Raw genomic sequence first — 18858 nt, 5'->3', positions numbered from 1 at the left:
AACTGGACTACAGATAGTGAAAGTCAATCGTGGTCCGTCCGTTGCTTAGATCCCTCGACCCGGGAGCCGGCCATGAGACCGCCCGCACTGAACTACGTACGCGCAGCCAGTCCGTCCGACGCCGCTGAGCTGCTCGGTGGGAACGCCATCCCGATCGCCGGCGGCCAGGGCGTCATGCGGGACATCCGGGCCCGCACGCTGCAGGTCGGCACCCTCGTCGACATCTCGCGGATCCTCGAGCTCGACTACATCCGGCTCACCGACGACGCACTGGAGATCGGCGCGGTGACCACCCTGGCCACGGTCGCCGAGGACCCGACGGTCCGGGCGAATCTCGCCGCCCTCGCAACGGCCGCCGGCCGGGTCGCCGACGTCCAGATCCGCAACCGGGGCACCGTCGGGGGCAACATCTGCGGGTCCTGGGTGCCCTCCTGGTGGGGCAACGACGTCGGCACCGTGCTGTCCGCCGCGGGTGGCGAGGTCACGGTGCTGGGCCGCGGCGGGGCCCGCTCACTGCCGGGCGCGGAGTTCGTCGCCGCAGAGACCAACCCCCTGGCGCCGGGGGAGATCATCACCGCGCTGCGCTTCCCCCGCTGGGACGGCTCGGCCTACATCCGCCTCTCCCGCCAGTGGGCCGACGCCGGCATCGGGAGCGCCACCGCCTGCGTCCGTCGCGCCGGCGCTGGCATCACGGTCGGGCTCGCGGTCGGCCGCGTGCACCACCGCAGCGTCCGCCTCGACGACGTCGCCCGGACCATCGAGTCCGACGGGCTGGACGCGCCCTCGGTCCGCGCCGCGATCGCCGACGCCACCCGCGGCTTCACCGTCCCCAGCACCACCCACGCTGACGCCGACTACCGGCGCGCCGTCCTGCCGGTGCTCGTGCACCGGGCCGTCTCCGCCGCGCTCGACAATGGAGGTATCCGATGACCAGCCTCGCCGACCGGAACGACACCGCGCCGAAGACCGTCGCGCCCGAGGAGGAGACGCAGACCGTCGACATCACCGTCAACGGCCGTTCCCGCCGGGACGTGGTGCCGACCCGCGAATTGCTCGTCGACTACCTGCGCAGCGACCGCGGCCTCACCGGCACCCACATCGGCTGCGACGAGGGCGTCTGCGGGGCGTGCACCGTGCACGTCGACGGCAAGCCGATGAAGTCCTGCATGATGCTGTGCGCGCAGGCCGACGGCTGCGAGGTGAAGACCGTCGAGAGCCTCGGCACCCCGGACGCCCTCTCGCCGCTGCAGGCCAACTTCAAGAAGTTCCACGGCCTGCAGTGCGGCTACTGCACCCCCGGCATGCTGATGTCCGCCCAGGCACTGCTCGACCGGGACCCGAACCCGACCGAGGACGACGTCCGCAAGGCGATCGCCGGCAACCTGTGCCGCTGCACCGGATACCAGAACATCGTCGACGCGATCCTCGCGACCGCCGCCGCGGCGCGGGGCGAGACCTACACCGCACCGCTCGGGGCCGGCGCGCACCCCGAGGAGAGCGAGGGCTGGATCGGCCGCTCGGTCGAGCGGGCGCAGGACAACCGGCTGCTCACCGGGTACGGCCGCTTCACGGCCGATCAGCTGCCGGCCGGCACCCTGCACGCGGCGGTATTGCGTAGCCCGCACGCGCACGCCCGCATCGTGCGGATCGACGCCTCGCGGGCGCTGGCGCTCGACGGGGTCGAATACGTGCTGACCGGGCAGGAGGCCAAGGAGACGTGGAACCCGTTCCCGCCAGTCATCAACCTCGGCTACGTCCTGAACACGTCCTACGCCCTCGCGGTGGACAAGGCCGTGTACCAGGGTGAGCCGATCGCCGCCGTCGCTGCGCGTGACCCGTACGTGGCCGAGGACGCGCTCGCCCTCATCGACGTCGAGTACGAGGTGCTGACGCCGATCACGAGCATCGCCCAGGCGCTCGAGGGCACAGTGAAGGTCTACGACGACTGGGACGACAACGTCGGTATGGACGTGTCGTTCACCGAGGGCGACGTCGACGGCGCGTTCGAGCGGGCCGCGCACGTGGTCCGGCACTCCTTCCACCACCACCGGTACACGGCGGCGCCCTTGGAGGCCCGCGTCACCCTGGCCGCGTTCGACGTCGCCACCGGCGACCTGCGCATCGACATGTCGACCCAGAGCGCGCACCAGTGCCGGACGTTGTTCGCGCAGATGCTGGGCATGCCCGAGGGGCGGATCCAGGTCGTCGCCAAGGACGTCGGTGGCGGGTTCGGCATCAAACTGCAGATCTACGACGACGTCCTCCCGGTCATGCTCGCCCTCAAGTCCGGCCGGCCGGTCCTGTGGGTGGAGACCCGGGCGGAGAACTTCCTCTCCGGCATCCACGCCCGCGACTACGACGCCGACCTCGAGGCCGCGTTCGACGCCGACGGCCGGATCCTGGCCCTCAAGGCGGACTGGCTCGGCGACGCCGGCTGCGACGGCACCAACCGGGCGCACGGCATCGGGCAGCACCACGTCGCGCTCTTCTACGGCAGCGGCAACTACAAGGTGCCGGCGTACCAGGCCCGGGCCCGCGGCGTGGTGACCAACAAGGCGCCGTACGGTCCGTACCGCGGCTACGGCAAGGACGTGGCCAACCAGAGCATCGAACGGCTGATACAGGTCGCCGCTCGCCAGATCGGCATGGACCCCAACGAGCTGCGGCGGCGCAACTTCATCCAGCCCGATGAGTTCCCCTACGAGATCCTCACCGGGCCGATCTACGACTCCGGCAACTACCCCGAGCTCGTGCGCATGGCCGAAGAGGCCATGGGGCAGGCCACCTTCCGGCGGCGCCAGCAGGCCGCCCTCGCCGAGGGAAGGTACATCGGTCTCGGCTACGCGATGATGCTCGAGCCCGCCGGTGGGTCGGTCCCGAACTCGGTGTTCAACGCCAACGAGACAGCGACGCTGCGGATGATGCCCGAAGGCGACTTCGTGCTGCTCACGGGCATGCAGGACATCGGCCAGGGCATCACCACCGCCTACGCCCAGATCGTCGCCCAGGAGATGAACGTCGACCCCGAGCAGGTCAAGGTCATCTGCGGCGACACGGACAAGGTGCCCTACGGACTGGGCGCCTGGTCCAGCCGGGGTGCCGCGTTCGGCATGTCCTCGACCGCCGAGGCCTCGCGGGCGCTGCACCAGAAGCTGCGCAAGATCGCGGCGCAGATGCTCGAGCTCGACGACCCGTTCCAGCTCGAACCGCGTCAGGGCGGTTTCGACGGCCCCGGCGGCAAGTCCATCGACTACCGCGCGATCGGCAACGGCGTGCACCTGTGGCCCGGCCCCATCGCTACGGTGCCGAAAGGGGTCATGGCAAACCTGGAGGAGACCTACACCTGGCAGTCGAAGATGGTCCGCTGGGTCCCCCGGGAGAACGGGTCCCTGTCGATCTACACCAACCACAGCAGCGGCTGCTACGCCGTCGAGGTGGAGGTCGACATCGAGACCGGCCAGATCAGGCTGAGCCGGATCTACGTCGCGCACGACTGCGGCAAGGTGGTCAACCCGATGATCGTCAACGGCCAATTGCACGGCGGCGTCGTGCAGGGCATCGGCGGCATCCTCGAGGAGGAACTCCGCTACGACGACCGCGGGAACCTGCTCAACACGGGGCTGTTCACCTACACCATCCCGGAGGCGGTCGACCTGCCGCGCATCGAGCTGGGGCACCTGGAGTCACCGTCGCCGTTCACCACGCTCGGCACCAAGGGCATGGGCGAGGGCGGGCCGGTCGGTGTGCCGGCCGCTGTCATGAACGCGGTGGAGGATGCCCTGGCCCCGCTCGGCGTCGAGTTGACCGAGACGCCGCTGTCCCCGGACCGGATGCTGAAGTTGATCGCGTCGGCACGGCAGGAGGTGTAGGCGCGCTTGTACAAGGTCCACCCGCTCGTCGTCGGGCAGGCGCACGTCGGCGCCGTCCTGGACGTGTTCTGGAGTCTCACCCGCCAGCAGGGACTCGTCGAGGTGCCCATCCTTGCCTTCCTCATCGAAGGCGGCCCGGAGCCGATCCTCGTCGACACCGGCATGCGCGAGCCCGAGCGAGCGACCGGGGTGCACCGGCTGGGGCCGCACAGCAAGTCGCGCGAGCAGAGCCTGCAGGCCCAGCTCGCCTTGCACGGGCTCGAACCGGGCGACATCCGGACCACCCTCATCACGCACCTGCACTACGACCACGCCGGCGGGATGGAACTGCTGCCCAACTCCCGGTTCGTCGTGCAACGCACCGAGATCATGGCCGCTGCCGCGCCGATGGGGCCCGCGGAGCTCGAGATCGGCAGCAAGGACATGTTCTTCGACCGCAAGGACATCGCCGCCGTCGTCGACTCGTTGTGGGACCGCGTCGACATGCTCGAAGGGAACAAGCAGATCCTCCCCGGCATCGAGGCCGTGCTGTACCCGAACAGCCACACCCCGGGCAGCCAGTGCTTCTACGTCGAGACCGAGGACGGCACGGTCGCGCTCGTCGGCGACATGGTGCGCAAGGTCGACCTCAATGTCGACAAGGCGATCCCGCCGGGACTGTTCTACGACCTGGAGTCCATGATGCGCGCCCTCGCCGACATCAAGGGGCGGGCGGACCTGATCTACCCCGCCCACGACCCGCACATTGCCCGGCTCGGCACCGGCTACACCGGTCCGTTCGACACCTGAGCCGCTCTACCGCCCTGGCACGCGACGACGCGTGCCAGGCCAATCGATCAGCCGCTCTGAAACCCAATCGACATTCTGAAAGCCCCGGAGGAAACATGCTCAGCGACGAACTGACCGTGGCGGAGGCGTACCGCCGGATGGCGTTGATCCGCCGCTTCGAGGAACGCGTCCTCGAACTGTCGGCAGAGGGCGTGGTCGCGGGGTCGGTCCACCCCTGCATCGGCCAGGAGGCGATCCCGGTCGGCGCGACCGCCGCGCTGCAGCCCCAGGACCGGGTACTCGCCACCTACCGCGGCCACGGCTGGGCCCTGGCGTGCGGCAGCGACCCCACGGCGGTGCTGGCCGAGATCGCCCAGAAGGCCGGGGGCGTCAACGGTGGCCGGGCAGGCTCGGCGCTCCTGAGCGACCCCGACACCGGGTTCCTCGGCGAGAACTCCATCGTCGGCGCCGGCGTCCCGATCGCCGCGGGCGTCGCCTTGGCGACGCTCGCCCAGGGGACGGACCGGGTCGTGCTCACCTCGATCGGCGACGGCGCCATGAACCAGGGCGCCACCACCGAGGGCATGATCTTCGCGGCCGCGCGGAACCTGCCCGTGATCTTCATCTGCGAGAACAACGGCTGGTCGGAGATGACGCCGATCGCGCAGATGACCCGCAGCGGCGACCTCGCCCAGCGTGGCGTGGGACTCGGCATCGAGAGCCACGTCGTGGACGGCTGCGACCCGTTCGCCGTGCGCGACGCCGTCGCTGCCGCGGGCGAGACCTGCCGGGCGGGACAGGGCCCGGTCCTCCTCGAGTGCAAGACCGTCCGCCTGCGCGGTCACTACAACCGGGACATCGAGCACTACCGGCCCAAGGACGACATCGCCGCGGCCGCGGCCGATGAGCCCCTGGCCCGCCTGCTCCAGGCCCGGCTCGCCTCCGGCGAGCTCGACGACGACACCGTCGACGGGATCGACGAGGAGGTCAGCGCCCTCCTCGAGGCCATCACCGAGACGGTCCGCGACATGCCGGCGCCCGACCCGGCGACGGCTCTCGACCACCTGTACGCCGGGCCGGTCGCCGTCCCGCCGGCCGTCCCGCGGCAGCCGGCCCGGGAGCTGACCTATCAGCGGGCGATCAACCAGGCGCTGAAAGAGGAGCTCGAGGCGCGGCCGGAACTGCTGCTCTACGGGGAGGACGTCGGCTTCGCCGGCGGCATCTTCGGGGTCTCCCGCGGCCTGCAGAAGCAGTTCGGGGCCGACCGCGTCTTCGACACGCCCATCGCCGAGTCGGCCATCCTCGGCTCCGCGGTGGGCGCCGGGCTGGAGGGCATCCCGACGGTCGTGGAGATCATGTGGGCCGACTTCGTCTTCGTCGCGCTCGACCAGATCGTCAACCAGGCCGCGAACGTCCGGTACATCAACCGGTCCCGGCTGCACGCCCCGGTGACCATCCGCATGCAGCAGGGCGTCACGCCGGGCTCCTGCGCGCAGCACTCGCAGAGCATCGAGGCGCTGCTGGCGCACGTCCCCGGGATCAAGGTCGGGCTGCCGGCCACCCCGCAGGACGCCTATGACATGGTCCGGGCGGCGATCGCCGACCCGGACCCCACCGTCCTCATCGAGCACCGGTCGCTCTACCAGCAGAGCGGCGAGGTGAGCAGCGGCGGCGCGGGTCAGCGCGCCGAGGGCGCGCGGCTGCACCGCAGCGGCGCCGACCTGACCATCCTCACCTGGGGCGCCATCCTCGGCGATGTGCTCACCGCCGCCGAGCAGCTCGCCGCCGAGGGCGTCGAGGCCACCGTCGTCGACCTGCGCTGGCTGCGCCCGCTGGACGACGCGACGATCGCGCAAGCCGTTGCCGCGAGCTCCGGCCGCGTGCTGGTCGTGCACGAGGCGACGACGAGCGGCGGGTTCGGGGCCGAGGTCGCCGCCCGGATCACCGAGCAGCACTTCGACACCCTGACCGGGCCGGTGCGCCGGCTCGGCACGCCGGACACGCGCATCCCGTCCGCGCCCGTGCTGCAGGACGCGCTCCGGCCCTCGTTGGCCGGCATCGTCGCTGCGGCCCGCGCAGTGGCGGGCGCGGACCGCGTGGCCGCGGGCCTCGCCGGCTGACCACCGATGGAGTTCCTCACCGAGGTGCTGCTGACCGTGCCACCCGGCACGCGCGACGACGAGATCGCGCGGCGCCGGGCTGCCGAGGCCGGGCGTGCCCGGGAGCTAGCCGGGCAAGGGCACCTGCTCCGGCTGTGGCGCCCCGCGGAGGCCGGCTGGCGCAACATCGGCCTGTGGTCGGCGCGGGACGAGGACGAGCTGCGTGCGCTGCTGCGGACACTGCCGCTGTTCGACTGGATGGCGGTGACCATCCGGCCCCTGGGCCCGCACCCGAGCGATCCCGGATGAGCCCGCCCCGGATCCCGCAGGGCCGGGATCGTGCGGCCGACAGCGGAACTCCTCGTATCCTGGAGATCGTGAGCAACGCCGCGAAGCCGACCGGCAGGACGACGATCCAGTCGGTCAGCCGCGCGTCCCGGCTGCTCCTCGCGGTGGCCGCCAGCCCGGACGGGCTCTCGGCGAAGGCAGCCTCCGAGCAGTTCGGGCTGTCGATGCCCACGACCTACCACCTGCTCACCACGCTGGCCGCCGAAGGCTTGCTCGTGAAGGACGCCCGCCGGCAGTACATGCTCGGCCCGCGTGCTGCGGTCATAGCCGCCGCCGTCAGCCGGGACAACCGGGCCCCCGAGTACTACCTGCAGCCGTTGCGCGACCTCGCGGCGGCCACCGGTGAGACGGCCTACCTCAGCGCCTGGCGCAACGGCTCCATCGCGGTGCTGCAGACCGTCGAGGGCGCCCACGCCGTCCGCGTCGCCGGGCTCACCGCCGGCTACGGCGACAACGTCCACGCCCGGGCCAGCGGCAAGCTCCTGCTGGCGTTCGCCTCGCCGGCCGATCGCGAGCGGACGCTCTCGGTCAAGCCGCTGCGCGCGCTGACGACGAACACCATCACCGACCGGTCCCTGTTGGAGGAGGAGTTCGAGAAGATCCGCCGGGAGCGGATCTCCTTCGACCATGGCGAGTTCTTCGAGGGCGTCGACTGCGTCAGCGCGCCGATCACCGAGGACGGGTTCGTCGTCGCCTGCTACGCGGTCTCCGTCCCCTCCGCGCGCTGGGCGACCGAGCAGGAGCAGATCGTCAACGAGGTGCAGCGGGCCGCCGAGAAGGTCAGCAATCTGCGCATCCTCGAGTAGTCCGGCGGAGTGGCCCGGACGGAGCGGACAGCAAGGACTGGATGCTGCACGGGCGGCTCAGCAGCAAGGGCGCCGCGAACCGCAGCAACCCGGCTGGCACCCACAACCGGCTCGGCCGTCCCGGACGGGGACGCCATCAGGGATCGCTCCTCAGGGCCCGCGGGGGCAGCACTGTCGTCGCGAACCGCAGCACTCGACTGACCGCTGAGCGAGCGACACCGAAGAGCCGCTGCTCCGACGGGTCTTCCGCGCTGAGGCACGCGGAAGGCACGGCATGCATCAGACTTGATGGTGACCAGCAAAGATGCCGGCAAGAGTCCCAAGCCTTCCAAGCTGACTGTGCGGGTTCGATTCCCGTCACCCGCTCTGCTGCGATGTCGCGGGACACCGTTTACGGCTGTCCCACGACATCGCACACCGGACCTGTGGCTGGAAACCCCGCCGAACGAGCTGGGGCGTCAATGTGGATCATCGTCCTTCAGCGGACGCGTCCGAGCACCAAGCTGAGAGATGCCTCTCGTGGATTACCCTGCGGTACTCGCTGACCGGCTCGGCCGACACCGTCGCCCGCAAACTCGAGCAGGTGATCGAGGATTTCGACACCGACCTGCTCGTGCTGTGGCAGGCATCGGGCCGGCGTCCATCGACAAGATGCTGGCCAGCACCGAGTTGCTCGTCGACAAGGTGCTGCCCAAGCTCGGAATCACCCTGGAGCAGTTCACGCCGACGCTGCGTCCCGAGTTCCGGACACCGATCTGGGACGAGACGCCCCCCGTCCGCTGAATCCCGCCCGCCGGGGGTGCCTCGACCAGAGTCACCTCCGGCGGCGGCGCGCTCCAGCGCGGTGCGCCGGACTTCAACCCATCGTGGTGCGGGCCGCCCGGCGAGAGCCCGGGTCTCAGCCCACCTGTCCCGACTCCCCGGCCGCTGTCGGGCCGGGCGGCGAGGACGCCGCCGACCGGCCGGGACTCAGCCAGCCGTCGGCCGCGGAAACCTCGACCGCCACGTCGACGAAGCGCCGGACGGCGGCCCCGGCTCCCCGACGCCAGTAGAGCTGGACGGGGATCAGCGTCTGCGGCTCGACCGCGCGCCACACGAACCCCTCTGGCAGGGGGTCGAACTGGGTCACGAACGCGACCGAGAATGCGCGGCCGGCCGCGATCTCCGCGCGGGCCGCCGGATCGCGGTGGAACAGCGCCGACGTCAGGTACTCGAACTCCTGGATCGAGCCCCGGAAGCCGTGTCCCCGGAAGGAGTCGACAACCTGGTCGAAGAAGTCCGGCGAGAACTGGCGGGGCCAGATGGCCAAGGTGCTGTTCGCCAGGTCCTCCATGGTCAGGAGGGGTCGGCGCGCCAGGGGATGCTGCTCCCCCAGCACCACCCCGATCGGCTCGTCCCGCAGCCGGACCGACTCGAGGTCCTCGTCCACGTGCGCGGGGCGTGCCATCCCGACGTCCACCCGTCCGGCTCTCACCGACTCGATGCTCTCGGTCTGCCACATCTCGACCATCTGCAGCGAGAGCCCGGGCCAGTGCTCGTGCACCGCGCCGACCAGTCGGGGAAGGGTCTCGTTCACCAGGGTCGGGGTGTAGGAGACGACCAGCCGCCCGCTCTCACCCGCGGCGGTGCGCCGGACCTCCTCGGCAGCCGAGGTCACCCGCTGCAGGATCGAGCGGGCGTGTTCGAGCAGCGCCACGCCCGCCTCGCTGAGTTCCACCCGCCGCGTGGTGCGCCGGAAGAGCTGGACGCCGAGTTCGTGCTCGAGCTGCTGCACCTGGGCGCTCAGCGACTGCTGGACCATGTGCAGCTTGCGCGCGGCGCGGGAGAAGTTCAGCTCCTCGGCGACGGCGACGAACGCCCTCAGGTGCCGAAGTTCGAAGTTGTCAGCCACCGCATGCCCATTTCTCTGCCCAAACGGATTCACCAATCTAGTTGGTGAATCGACCAGAGAACAGTGTTTCCCAGGTCACATCCGCCGACCGTACGTTCGATCCCGTTCGTGATCCCGCGCACCACCGGATGAGAGCAGGCACCGTGCAGCTGGTCAGCTACCGCCGCGGGGACGGCGCGGACTCTCCCCGCGTCGGGATCGCCGACGGCGACCAGATCGTCGACCTCGTCGACGCGGCGGGGAGTCGCCCCGGTGGGTATCCCGTTCCCGGCTCGATGCTCGAGCTGCTCCGCCTCGGCGACGAGGGTCTCGACCTCGCCCGGAAGTGCCTGGACCGTGCGCGGGACACCGGCGGGTTCTCGGCACCCGCGAGCGAGGTCCGACTGCTCGCACCCCTCCCCCGCCCCAATTCGATGCGCGACTTCATGCTCGTCGAGGAGCACGTCAGGAACAGCTTCGGCAGTGTGCCGGCCGAGTGGTACCGACTGCCGATCCACTGGAAGGGCAATCCCGACACGGTCATCGGCCCGGAGGACGAGGTCCCCTGGCCGCACTACACCGATAAGCTCGACTTCGAGCTCGAGGTGGCCGCGGTCCTGGGCAAGCGCGCCTTCCAGGTGACGCCGGAGCAGGCACTGGACTGCATCGTCGGCTACACGATCTTCAACGACTGGAGCGCCCGCGACATCCAGTTCCGGGAGATGGAGGTGCAGCTCGGGCCGGCCCTCGGCAAGGACTTCGCCACCACCCTGGGCCCGACGCTGACCACTGCGGACTCGATCGATATCTCCACCGCCCGCATGAGCGCTCGGGTCAACGGCGAGACTTGGTCCGAGGGCACTCTGGGCGCGATGGTCTTCAGCTTCGCCGAGGTCATCTCAACCCTGTCGGTGGACCAGCCACTGCAGCCCGGTGACGTCTTCGGCGGCGGCACGATCGGCCGCGGTTGCGGCCTGGAGATGGACCGCTGGATCGCACCCGGCGACGTCGTCGAGCTGGAGGTCACCGGCATCGGCGTCCTGCGCAACACCGTCGGCCAGAAGCGGCCGGCACCCGGCTACGGCATCGACCTCGTTCATACGACGGCCTGAGCCGTCCCCTGCTGCACGTACCGGACTGCCGCCCGGCAGACCGGCTCCCCCCGCAACACGACGGAGACGCGCATGACCGAAGTGATCCTGCAGGTCTATCCCACGCTCGGTGACGAGCAGGAGATGGCCGCCCGCCGCCCGATCGGACGGGACAACGACGCCTACCAGCGGATGCTCGAGAGCCTTGTCGAGCTCGTCAAGGCCGCCGACGACCTCGGCTACTGGGGCATCACCCACGTCGAGCACCACATGCACTCCGAGGGCATGGAGATCTCACCGTCCCCCCTGATGCTCAACCTCTATCTCGGGCAGCACACCAAGCGGCTCCGGCACGGCCAGCTCGGGCTGGTGCTCCCCGCGCACGACCCGATCCGGCTGGCCGAAGAGATCGCCATGGTGGACCACATGCTCAAGGGCCGGCTGTTCGTCGGCATGGCGCGTGGCTACCAGGCGCGCTGGCAGAACATCCTGTGTCAACGGTTCGGCGTGACGTCGACGGCGTCGGACATGAGCGACGCCGACCAGCGCAACCGGCTGCTCTTCTCCGAGAACTTCAAGATCATGAAGAAGGCGTGGACCGAGCCGCTGCTGCAGTACGACGGCCCGACCTATCAGGTGCCGTTCCCGATCGAGGGCATCCCGAACTGGCCGCCGGCCGACACGATCACCCGCCCGTACGGCCAGCCCGGCGAGGTCGACGAGCACGGCACGATCAAGGGCGTCAGCGTGGTGCCGCGGCCGTACCAGAGCCCGCACCCGCAGCTGTTCCAGGCGTTCGGCGCCAGCCCCGGCACCCTGCGGTGGTGCGGCGAGGAGGACGTCACGCCGACGATCCTCATGGGCTCGCACGAGAAGCTGCGCCAGCTCATGGACATCTACGTCGAGGGCGCCAACTCACGCGGCCGCAACCCGCGCTTCGGCGAGGGCATCGGCGTCTGCCGCACGTTCTACGTCTATCCGAACGGCACGCCCGAGGACGAGGTGCGCGCCCGGATCCGGGAGAGCGTGGACCGCTACGAGAAGCCGGTCTGGCAGGGCTGGTACGAGCAGTTCGGCTTCATGGAGGGCGCGCGTTACGACGGCGAGGAGGGGCCGGTGCCCAAGCCGGGCGAGCACCTCGCCGACCGGCTGATCAACAGCGGGCTGCTCATCGGTGGCACGGTGGACAGCGTCAAGCGCCAGATCAGTGAGTTCCTCACGAAGATGCCGATCGACTACTTCGTATGGCTCTTCCACTGGGGCATGATCCCGCGCGACGAGGGCCTGCAGATGCTCGAGCTGTTCTCGAACGAGGTCATGCCGGAGTTCGGGCTCACCGGGGCGGTCGCCGGCCAGGCCTGATCCGTCCCCGCCCGCCCCGGGGGCGCCTGCCGCGCAGGCGCCCCCGGATCGGCCCTTCCCCCCTCCCGTCCCGCCCCCCTTCCATCCCGGAGGACGACGCATGAGCAACAGCCGGAACGCCACCGCGACTCTCCCCCCGCCGACCCTCGAGAACCTCGGCGGCGGCTTCTCCGCCTTCGTCCAGTTGGACGGTGGATGGGGCCTGAACAACGCCGGCGTCCACGTCGGCGAGCGCGGCGTCACGCTGGTGGACACCGCGTTCACCGCAGCCCGCGGGCAGGGCCTGCGCGACGCCGTCGCCAGCCTCACCGGTACGCCGGTACGGACGATCGTGAACACCCACCATCACGGCGACCACACCTACGGCAACTACCTCTTTCCGGAGGCGACGATCGTCGGCCACGACCTCTGCCGGGAGTCCATGCTCGCCGTTGGCCTGGAGACCCAGGAGTGGTTCCCGGGTGTGGAGTGGGGCGACCTGGAGATCGCGGCGCCGACAGTGACCTTCTCCGACTCGGTGACGGTTTGGTGTGACGACATCGAGACCACGCTGCGCTATGTCGGCCGGCCTGCGCACACGACCAACGACGTAACGATGTGGGTGCCTTCGCGCGGCCTGCTGTTCGCCGGCGACCTGGTCTTCAACGGGGGCACGCCGTTCGTGGTCATGGGATCGGTCCAGGGGCTGATCGACGCGCTCACGGACCTGTCGAGCCTGGATGCCGGCACACTGGTTCCGGGCCATGGAGCTGTGTGCGACAGCGCCGTCATCGGCGACCAGCTCATCTATCTGCGCTTCGTGCAGGAGCAGGCGAAGGAGGGCTTAGCCGCGGGCGACGAGCCCCTCGAGGTGGCCCGCCGCACCGACCTCGGCGAGTTCGCCGGATGGACCGATTCCGAGCGGCTGGTGGGCAACCTGCACCGGGCCTACTCCGAGCTCCGCGGGGAACCGCAGGGCGTTCCCCTGGACTACCACCTCATCGTCGACGAGATGATCGCCTTCAACGGCGGTCGCCCCCTGACATGCCTGGCATGACCGCCGACCAGATGCGGACAAGCCCGTACGTCGAAGAGCTGCAGGCCCACTTCCGCGAGGTGATGGCCGGCGTGGCCACGCCGGTCTCGGTGGTCACCGCGATCTCCGACGGGCGACCGCACGGGACGACGGTGAGCGCCTTCGCCTCCCTCTCCATGAACCCGCCGATGGTGCTGGTCGCCCTGGACCGGGGATCGGAACTGCTGGCGCGCGTCCGTGAGTGCGGACGTTTCGGAGTCAACGTGCTGGGGTCGACCCAGTCGGCGCTGGCGCTGGCCTTCGCGAAGAAGGGTGGGACCGGAAAATTCGACGGCGTCCACTGGGAGCTGCACGACGACCTGCCCCGACTGCCGGGGGCGCCGGGGTGGCTGGCCTGCGATGTCGCCGGTCTGGTGGACGGCGGAGACCACGTCGTGGCCCTCGGCACCGTCGTGGCCGCGGAGACCCTCGACGGCCGGCCGCTGACCTACCACGGCCGGGTGTTCGGCACCCACGCCCATCTCGAGGAGACGGCGTGACTGCCCGCCCGTCGCCGGCCGAGGCGGTGCAGCATGCCGTCGCCGCCCTGGCCGAGGGCCGGATGGTGATCGTGGTGGACGACGCAGACCGGGAGAACGAGGGCGATCTCATCCTCGCCGCCGAGAGCGTGACCGAACAGCAGATGGCGTTCCTGGTGCGTCACACAACCGGGATCGTCTGCGTGCCGATGAGCGCCGATCGCGCCGACGCGCTGCGGTTGCCGCAGATGACCGCGGACAACACCGACGCGCACGGCACCGCATTCACGGTGACGGTGGACCACGTCGACACCGGCACGGGTGTGTCCGCGGCCGATCGGGCGCGGACGGTGCGGGCGCTGGCCGACGACGCCCTTCGCCCGGACGAGTTACGCCGGCCCGGCCACGTGTTCCCGCTCAGGGCGCAGGCCGGCGGGGTGCTGGTCCGGGCGGGGCACACCGAGGCCGCGGTCGACCTCACGACCATGGCCGGGCTGTCCGGCGTCGGGGTGATCGGGGAGATCGTCGACGAGGACGGCTCGATGCGCGCGGGCGCCTCGCTGGCCACCTTCGCCGCCGAGCACAACCTGCCGGTGCTCGCGATCGCCGACCTCATCCGGTACCGGCGGGCCACCGAGCAACTGGTGGAGCTGGTCGCCAGCTCGCAGATGCCGACCAAGTTCGGGGACTTTCGGGCGCTGGCTTACCGAAGCAAGCTGGACGGGAGCGAGCACCTGGCGCTGGTCCTCGGGGACGTCGCGGCAGCGGGACGGACCAAGGCCGGCGCCCTGGTCCGGGTGCATTCGGAGTGCCTCACCGGCGATATTCTGGGCTCGCTGCGCTGTGACTGCGGCGGCCAGCTGGAGCAGGCACTGCTGGCCGTCGCCGGGGAGGGCTGCGGCGCTGTGGTGTACCTGCGCGGCCACGAGGGCCGGGGCATCGGCCTGGCACACAAGATCCGCGCTTACGCCCTGCAGGAGAAGGGTCTGGACACCGTCGATGCCAACACCGCCCAGGGGCTGCCCGCGGACTCACGCAGCTACGGAGTGGGAGCGCAAATCCTGGGTGATCTCGGCATCACTCGGCTACGGCTGATCACCAACAACCCCGCCAAGTTCGGCGGGCTCGACGGCTACGGCCTGACCGTCGCCAGCAGGGTGGCCCTGCCGGTGGTGTTGACACCGCACAACGTCCGGTACCTGCGCACCAAGCAGGAGCGGATGGGCCACGTCTTGGAGGTGTCTTCGTCCGACTGGCTACGGGACGGCTGAGACGCCGGGAAGGCTGGGATGAGGATGCGGCCGGCACGGCGGCCAGGAAGCGGCGATGTCCTCGACCGCGTCGCGGTAGAGGCTTCACGGGTGCCCCGCGACAGCGATTGAGTTCGCGCGGTTCGCGGTGCCGGAATGAATGTCGTCCTCCCGGCGGATGAGAGCCTCGATCGGACCCGGCGTGGGACACAGGGGCTCGCAGGCGTTCTCGCCGCGCCGGCTGTGCCGCCGGTCGGCCGCCGGGTGCCACAAAGGCTTCAGAGGCGAGGCCGTTACGGGCGGTGACGAGGGGCCGCCGGTCACCTCGGAGAGAGAGAAGAGGCGCTGAACGGAGGGGGCTCCGGGAGGTGGCATTCCGGGTGGGCTCCCGAGGGCCCCCTTATGGCTGCCTGGGAGTCGTCGGCCGCCTCCCCGTCGCTAGCGGGGCAACGGTCCTGATGCACCGGCGTTCCACAGTGCCGATGGCCGTTGTCCATGTCGAGGTCCCTCGGGTCGCCGGCCTCGATGTGCTGGCGGCACCGCGACCAGGTGACCATTCCGGCCTCGACGATCGAAGCCCAGCCGGGGCTCGGCCTGATACACCTCGGTCCAGTGCGTCACGGCAGCTCGACCAGGTCCCATTCGTCTCTCGGTTTGGCGGCCTCGTTAGTCATGACCCACTGATCCTTTGGGCGCTTGTGCCGCGTTGTTTCATTCGTGGGCTCCGATCCGCCGTCCGGTTGGAGCGCATGTGGGCCAGCGAAACGCTGCGTGTCAGAAGAACCAGTGTTCGGGCTCGGATCCCCTTTCCACGACGTCGCCGAACCGGCCGGCGAGAAAGGCCAGCGGCGCACCAACGCGGTCGGAAGCCTGCTCGACATGGCCAATGATGATGGTGTGATCGCCGCCCTGGAACTGGCGTTCCAGCGTGCACTCGAGGTGCGCGAGCGCCTCGGGCACGACCGGCACCCGATGTCGCCCGTAGTGAAGCGGTAGGCCCTCGAAGTGATCGACTCCGCGCTTGGCGAATCGCAGGGCGATTTCCTCCTGGCGCGCGCTTAGAATATTCACGGCGAAACGTCCGGCATTCAGCACGGCCTCGGTCGTCCGAGCGCCGGTGGTGAGGCAGACGAGCAGCAGCGGCGGGTCCAGAGAGACCGACGTCAAGCTGTTGACGGTCATGCCGTGGGGCTGGCCGCCGTCCAGCGCGGTGATCACGGCCACGCCCGTGGCGAACCGGCTCATGGTGCGGCGCATGGCCAGCGGATCGACGACATCCCGTTCCGACATGGTTGTTCCTCCCATGATGGGCCCCTTCCTCAACCGCGGTAGCGAACCTCGAACGTCGTTACGCCCTCATCGGAGCGCCACGGCCCGTGCGGCATGCCCGGTGGGCGACAGGCGTACATCCCGGCGGTGAAGGTCTCGCCGAGGGTCAGGTCGGTGAAGGACCCTTCTAGGATGTAGACCTCCTCCCAGAAGTCATGGCGCTGCACCCCGCTAGCCGTGAAGTCGGCGCCCGGCTCGTATCGCAGGATCCGCGTCGCAACACCGGCCTTGTCATCCGCGGCGAGGATCCTTTCCTTGATCTTGGGATTGTCACCGGGGCAGATCGTGTATGCGATGTTCTCCACCGGGAAGAACTCGTGCTCTGGCTTTGCCATGGGCGCTCCTCGATCAAGTACTGAGTGGTGGGTTCGTCGTGGGCCGGCCGGGCGGGAACCAGCCGGGGGCTACTCGACGCCGTAGCTCGCCAGGAAGGCGTCGACGTCGGCGAGCGTGCCCTCGAAGCCGTAGTTGCGGAATGCGTAGCCCTTCACCACGAAGGGCGCTCCGGCGTAGAACATCTCGTACTGGTGGTGGCGCCCACCGAACTCACTGCCGACGGCGTCCCACGCGAGTTTGAACAGCTTGATCCGCTCCTCGGCGGGAGCCCCCGGCGAGTAGATGTAGCGATCGATGTCCGACCGCGTCTCGGGATTGCGCATGTCGGCCACACTGGAGGGCACCTGTAGAACGCCGCCGCCGACGAGTTCGCGCAGGATCGCCAGCGCTCTCGGGTAGAGCTCGGCCTGCAGCCCCATGGCGCCGTAGACAGCCCGCTTGCCGGGGCGCCACAGGCCTGCCTCGTCGGGACTTGCGGTGTACTCGGCGGCGAGTACGGCCGATTCGACCACGGCGGCGAGGCTGGCCAGTTCACCGAGCTTCTCGACGACACCCGGGAACTTGTCCACGCCGTTGACGGCGGCGACCTTCCGAGCCAGGCCGGCGATGAACTGCAGCTTCACGGAGAACCGGATCTGCGCCTGCCAGTTGCCCAGCACGTGCGCCCCGGTCTCGAAGAACTGCCGGCGCAAGCCTGCGACGTCCCGGTCCACGAAAACGTTCTCCCACGGGATGAACGCGTCGTCGAAGACGAGCAGCGCGTCGGTCTCGTCGTAGCGGGTAGTCAGCGGATAGTCGTAGGAGCTGGTGGCCGCGGGCGCGTACGGACGTCGGCAGTAGAACTTCAGACCCGGGGTCCCGGCGGGGACGACGAAGCTGATCGCGAAGTCTCTGTCATCCTCGGTCAGCGGCTTGATGCAGGACACGAAGATGTCGTCGGCCACCGGCCCGCCGGTGGCGAGCATCTGGGCGCCGCGCACCACGATGCCGTCTGGAGTCTCCTCCACCACGCCGACCTGGACGAAGTCGCCGTCCCAGGCGTGCGCAGTGGTGGCGCGGGAGACCTGCGGCGGGATGATGGCGTAGGAGACATAGCGGCTTTCGGTGAGCAGCCGCTGGTGGTACGCGAGCACGTTCGCGGACAGGTCGCGCTCACCGGCCGAGAAGGCCTCCGGGTGTGCGGCGAATCCGGCGATGAACGTGGCGACGTGGTCGGGACTGCGCCCGACCCAGCCGTGGGTGTGGCGAGCCCAGGTCTCTGCCGCGTGGCGGAAGTCCGCCAGGTCCTCGCGACTGCGCGGGATGCCGTAGACCCGGTTGGCCTCCGCGCCCGTTTCCGGCGCGGTGAAGGTCATCTTCGAGGCCGGCTCGGCGGCGAGGTCGTACAGCTCGGCGATCGTCGTGGCGATCGGAGCGAAGGCTGGATGGTTCGCGACGTCCCGGATCCGCTCGCCGTCGACGTAGATCTCCCGGTCGTCGTTGAGGGCAGCGAGGTAGTGCTTGCCGGTGCGCATCAGCTGTTCTCTTCCTTCGTCTCGTAGCCGTGGGTCAAAAGGGTGCCGTCGGCGAGCCTCAGCCGCATGTTCCATGCCCGTCCGTAGTGGAATCGGCCGGTCAGCAAGGGCAGCGTTCCTCCGAAGAGGACGAGGTCGCCGTCGGTGTCGGGCAGGGCGTCGGCCAGCCGGGCCAGCACGTCGGACGGTGTACGCAGCGCCGACAACCGGCCCCGCTGGTAGGGCTCGCCGTCCACCTCGCTCTCGGCCTGGACCGCATCCCAGTCGAACTGCGCGAGATCAGTGGGCAGCTCGACGACCGTCGTACCCAGTGGCTTGGGACAGGCTGCCTTGGAACCGGCGATGCTCGACTTCTCCAGTTCGCGGTCGGTGTGGTCGGAGCCGACGGCGAGGAAGTGCCGGCCTCTGTGCCGGACGATCACCGGTTCGACTTCGCCGGAGCTCTCGGGACCGGGGACGCCGATCGTCGCGGCCGTGGTGAGCAGTGAGGGATCGAGATCGTAGAAGGCCGGGACGGTCGCGGGCGGTGCCACCCCGATTGCGGCGAGCTCGGCGATGTGCTCGGCCACCGCTTTGGGGTTGCGGGCGGTGTAGCCGGCGACGATCAGTCGCGCCGGTCGGACGTCCACGACCTCCGCGGTCGTGCTCACTGTGAGTCGCAGCGGCGACGGGAACGCAGGCAT

General features: G+C 69.9%; 17 protein-coding genes. 12 read left to right on the top strand and 5 right to left on the bottom strand.

Going from position 1 to position 18858, the window contains the following annotated elements; translation table 11 throughout:
- Positions 1–72 precede the first annotated feature (72 nt).
- The 7 genes from BLASA_RS06580 (at position 73) to BLASA_RS24875 (ending at position 8673) form a co-directional block, all read left to right on the top strand.
- Positions 73–930, top strand: coding sequence for an FAD binding domain-containing protein (locus BLASA_RS06580; RefSeq protein ID WP_014375281.1), 858 nt, complete (start codon positions 73–75; stop codon positions 928–930).
- Positions 927–3869: a molybdopterin-dependent oxidoreductase gene (locus BLASA_RS06575; protein WP_014375280.1), complete on the top strand. Its 2943-nt coding sequence runs from the start codon at positions 927–929 to the stop codon at positions 3867–3869. Before BLASA_RS06580 ends, BLASA_RS06575 begins: the two co-directional genes overlap by 4 nt.
- Positions 3870–3875: 6 nt before the next feature.
- On the top strand, positions 3876–4658 hold the full coding sequence (locus BLASA_RS06570) for an N-acyl homoserine lactonase family protein (RefSeq protein WP_014375279.1): 783 nt from the start codon (positions 3876–3878) through the stop codon (positions 4656–4658).
- Between the two features lie 95 nt (positions 4659–4753).
- Positions 4754–6757 (top strand): alpha-ketoacid dehydrogenase subunit alpha/beta, encoded by a 2004-nt coding sequence (locus tag BLASA_RS25820; protein WP_014375278.1) that lies wholly within the window; start codon positions 4754–4756, stop codon positions 6755–6757.
- A 6-nt stretch (positions 6758–6763) separates the two neighbouring features.
- Positions 6764–7045, top strand: coding sequence for a muconolactone Delta-isomerase family protein (locus BLASA_RS06560; protein ID WP_014375277.1), 282 nt, complete (start codon positions 6764–6766; stop codon positions 7043–7045).
- 68 nt (positions 7046–7113) lie between these two features.
- Complete coding sequence (locus BLASA_RS06555) at positions 7114–7890, top strand: IclR family transcriptional regulator (RefSeq protein WP_197536271.1); 777 nt, start codon at positions 7114–7116, stop codon at positions 7888–7890.
- A 618-nt stretch (positions 7891–8508) separates the two neighbouring features.
- Positions 8509–8673: a hypothetical protein gene (locus tag BLASA_RS24875; RefSeq protein WP_014375274.1), complete on the top strand. Its 165-nt coding sequence runs from the start codon at positions 8509–8511 to the stop codon at positions 8671–8673.
- A 115-nt stretch (positions 8674–8788) separates the two neighbouring features.
- Here the strand turns inward: BLASA_RS24875 and BLASA_RS06550 are convergent, their stop codons facing one another.
- Positions 8789–9781 (bottom strand): LysR family transcriptional regulator, encoded by a 993-nt coding sequence (locus BLASA_RS06550; protein WP_014375273.1) that lies wholly within the window; start codon positions 9779–9781, stop codon positions 8789–8791.
- 128 nt (positions 9782–9909) lie between these two features.
- Here BLASA_RS06550 and BLASA_RS06545 point away from each other — a divergent pair, with 128 nt between their 5' ends.
- The 5 genes from BLASA_RS06545 to BLASA_RS06525 all read left to right on the top strand — a co-directional run bounded on the left by BLASA_RS06545 (position 9910) and on the right by BLASA_RS06525 (position 15017).
- Positions 9910–10872 carry a fumarylacetoacetate hydrolase family protein gene (locus BLASA_RS06545; protein WP_197536270.1) on the top strand — a complete coding sequence of 321 codons (963 nt, stop codon included), beginning with the start codon at positions 9910–9912 and terminating at the stop codon, positions 10870–10872.
- Between the two features lie 72 nt (positions 10873–10944).
- Positions 10945–12213: an LLM class flavin-dependent oxidoreductase gene (locus tag BLASA_RS06540; RefSeq protein ID WP_014375271.1), complete on the top strand. Its 1269-nt coding sequence runs from the start codon at positions 10945–10947 to the stop codon at positions 12211–12213.
- A 100-nt stretch (positions 12214–12313) separates the two neighbouring features.
- Complete coding sequence (locus tag BLASA_RS06535; protein WP_014375270.1) at positions 12314–13249, top strand: MBL fold metallo-hydrolase; 936 nt, start codon at positions 12314–12316, stop codon at positions 13247–13249.
- Positions 13246–13767: a flavin reductase family protein gene (locus tag BLASA_RS06530; RefSeq protein WP_014375269.1), complete on the top strand. Its 522-nt coding sequence runs from the start codon at positions 13246–13248 to the stop codon at positions 13765–13767. Before BLASA_RS06535 ends, BLASA_RS06530 begins: the two co-directional genes overlap by 4 nt.
- Entirely contained in the window at positions 13764–15017 is a 1254-nt protein-coding gene (locus BLASA_RS06525; RefSeq protein ID WP_014375268.1) for a bifunctional 3,4-dihydroxy-2-butanone-4-phosphate synthase/GTP cyclohydrolase II, read from the top strand. The genes BLASA_RS06530 and BLASA_RS06525 overlap by 4 nt, the downstream gene beginning before the upstream one ends.
- Before the next feature lie 753 nt (positions 15018–15770).
- Here the strand turns inward: BLASA_RS06525 and BLASA_RS06520 are convergent.
- From BLASA_RS06520 to BLASA_RS06505, 4 genes are all read right to left on the bottom strand, one after another.
- On the bottom strand, positions 15771–16286 hold the full coding sequence (locus tag BLASA_RS06520; protein WP_014375264.1) for a flavin reductase family protein: 516 nt from the start codon (positions 16284–16286) through the stop codon (positions 15771–15773).
- A gap of 29 nt (positions 16287–16315) precedes the next feature.
- Positions 16316–16660: a cupin domain-containing protein gene (locus BLASA_RS06515; RefSeq protein WP_014375263.1), complete on the bottom strand. Its 345-nt coding sequence runs from the start codon at positions 16658–16660 to the stop codon at positions 16316–16318.
- Between the two features lie 69 nt (positions 16661–16729).
- Positions 16730–18175 (bottom strand): 4-hydroxyphenylacetate 3-hydroxylase family protein, encoded by a 1446-nt coding sequence (locus BLASA_RS06510; protein ID WP_014375262.1) that lies wholly within the window; start codon positions 18173–18175, stop codon positions 16730–16732.
- A complete protein-coding gene (locus BLASA_RS06505; RefSeq protein WP_014375261.1) occupies positions 18175–18858 on the bottom strand; it encodes a DUF2848 family protein in 684 nt (227 codons plus the stop codon). The genes BLASA_RS06510 and BLASA_RS06505 overlap by 1 nt, the downstream gene beginning before the upstream one ends.

This window comes from Blastococcus saxobsidens DD2 (genome assembly GCF_000284015.1).
GTDB classification, from domain to species: Bacteria; Actinomycetota; Actinomycetes; order Mycobacteriales; family Geodermatophilaceae; genus Blastococcus; species Blastococcus saxobsidens_A.
The sequence above is the reverse complement of the archived record's forward strand: the minus strand, read 5'-3'. Positions and strand labels throughout refer to the sequence as shown.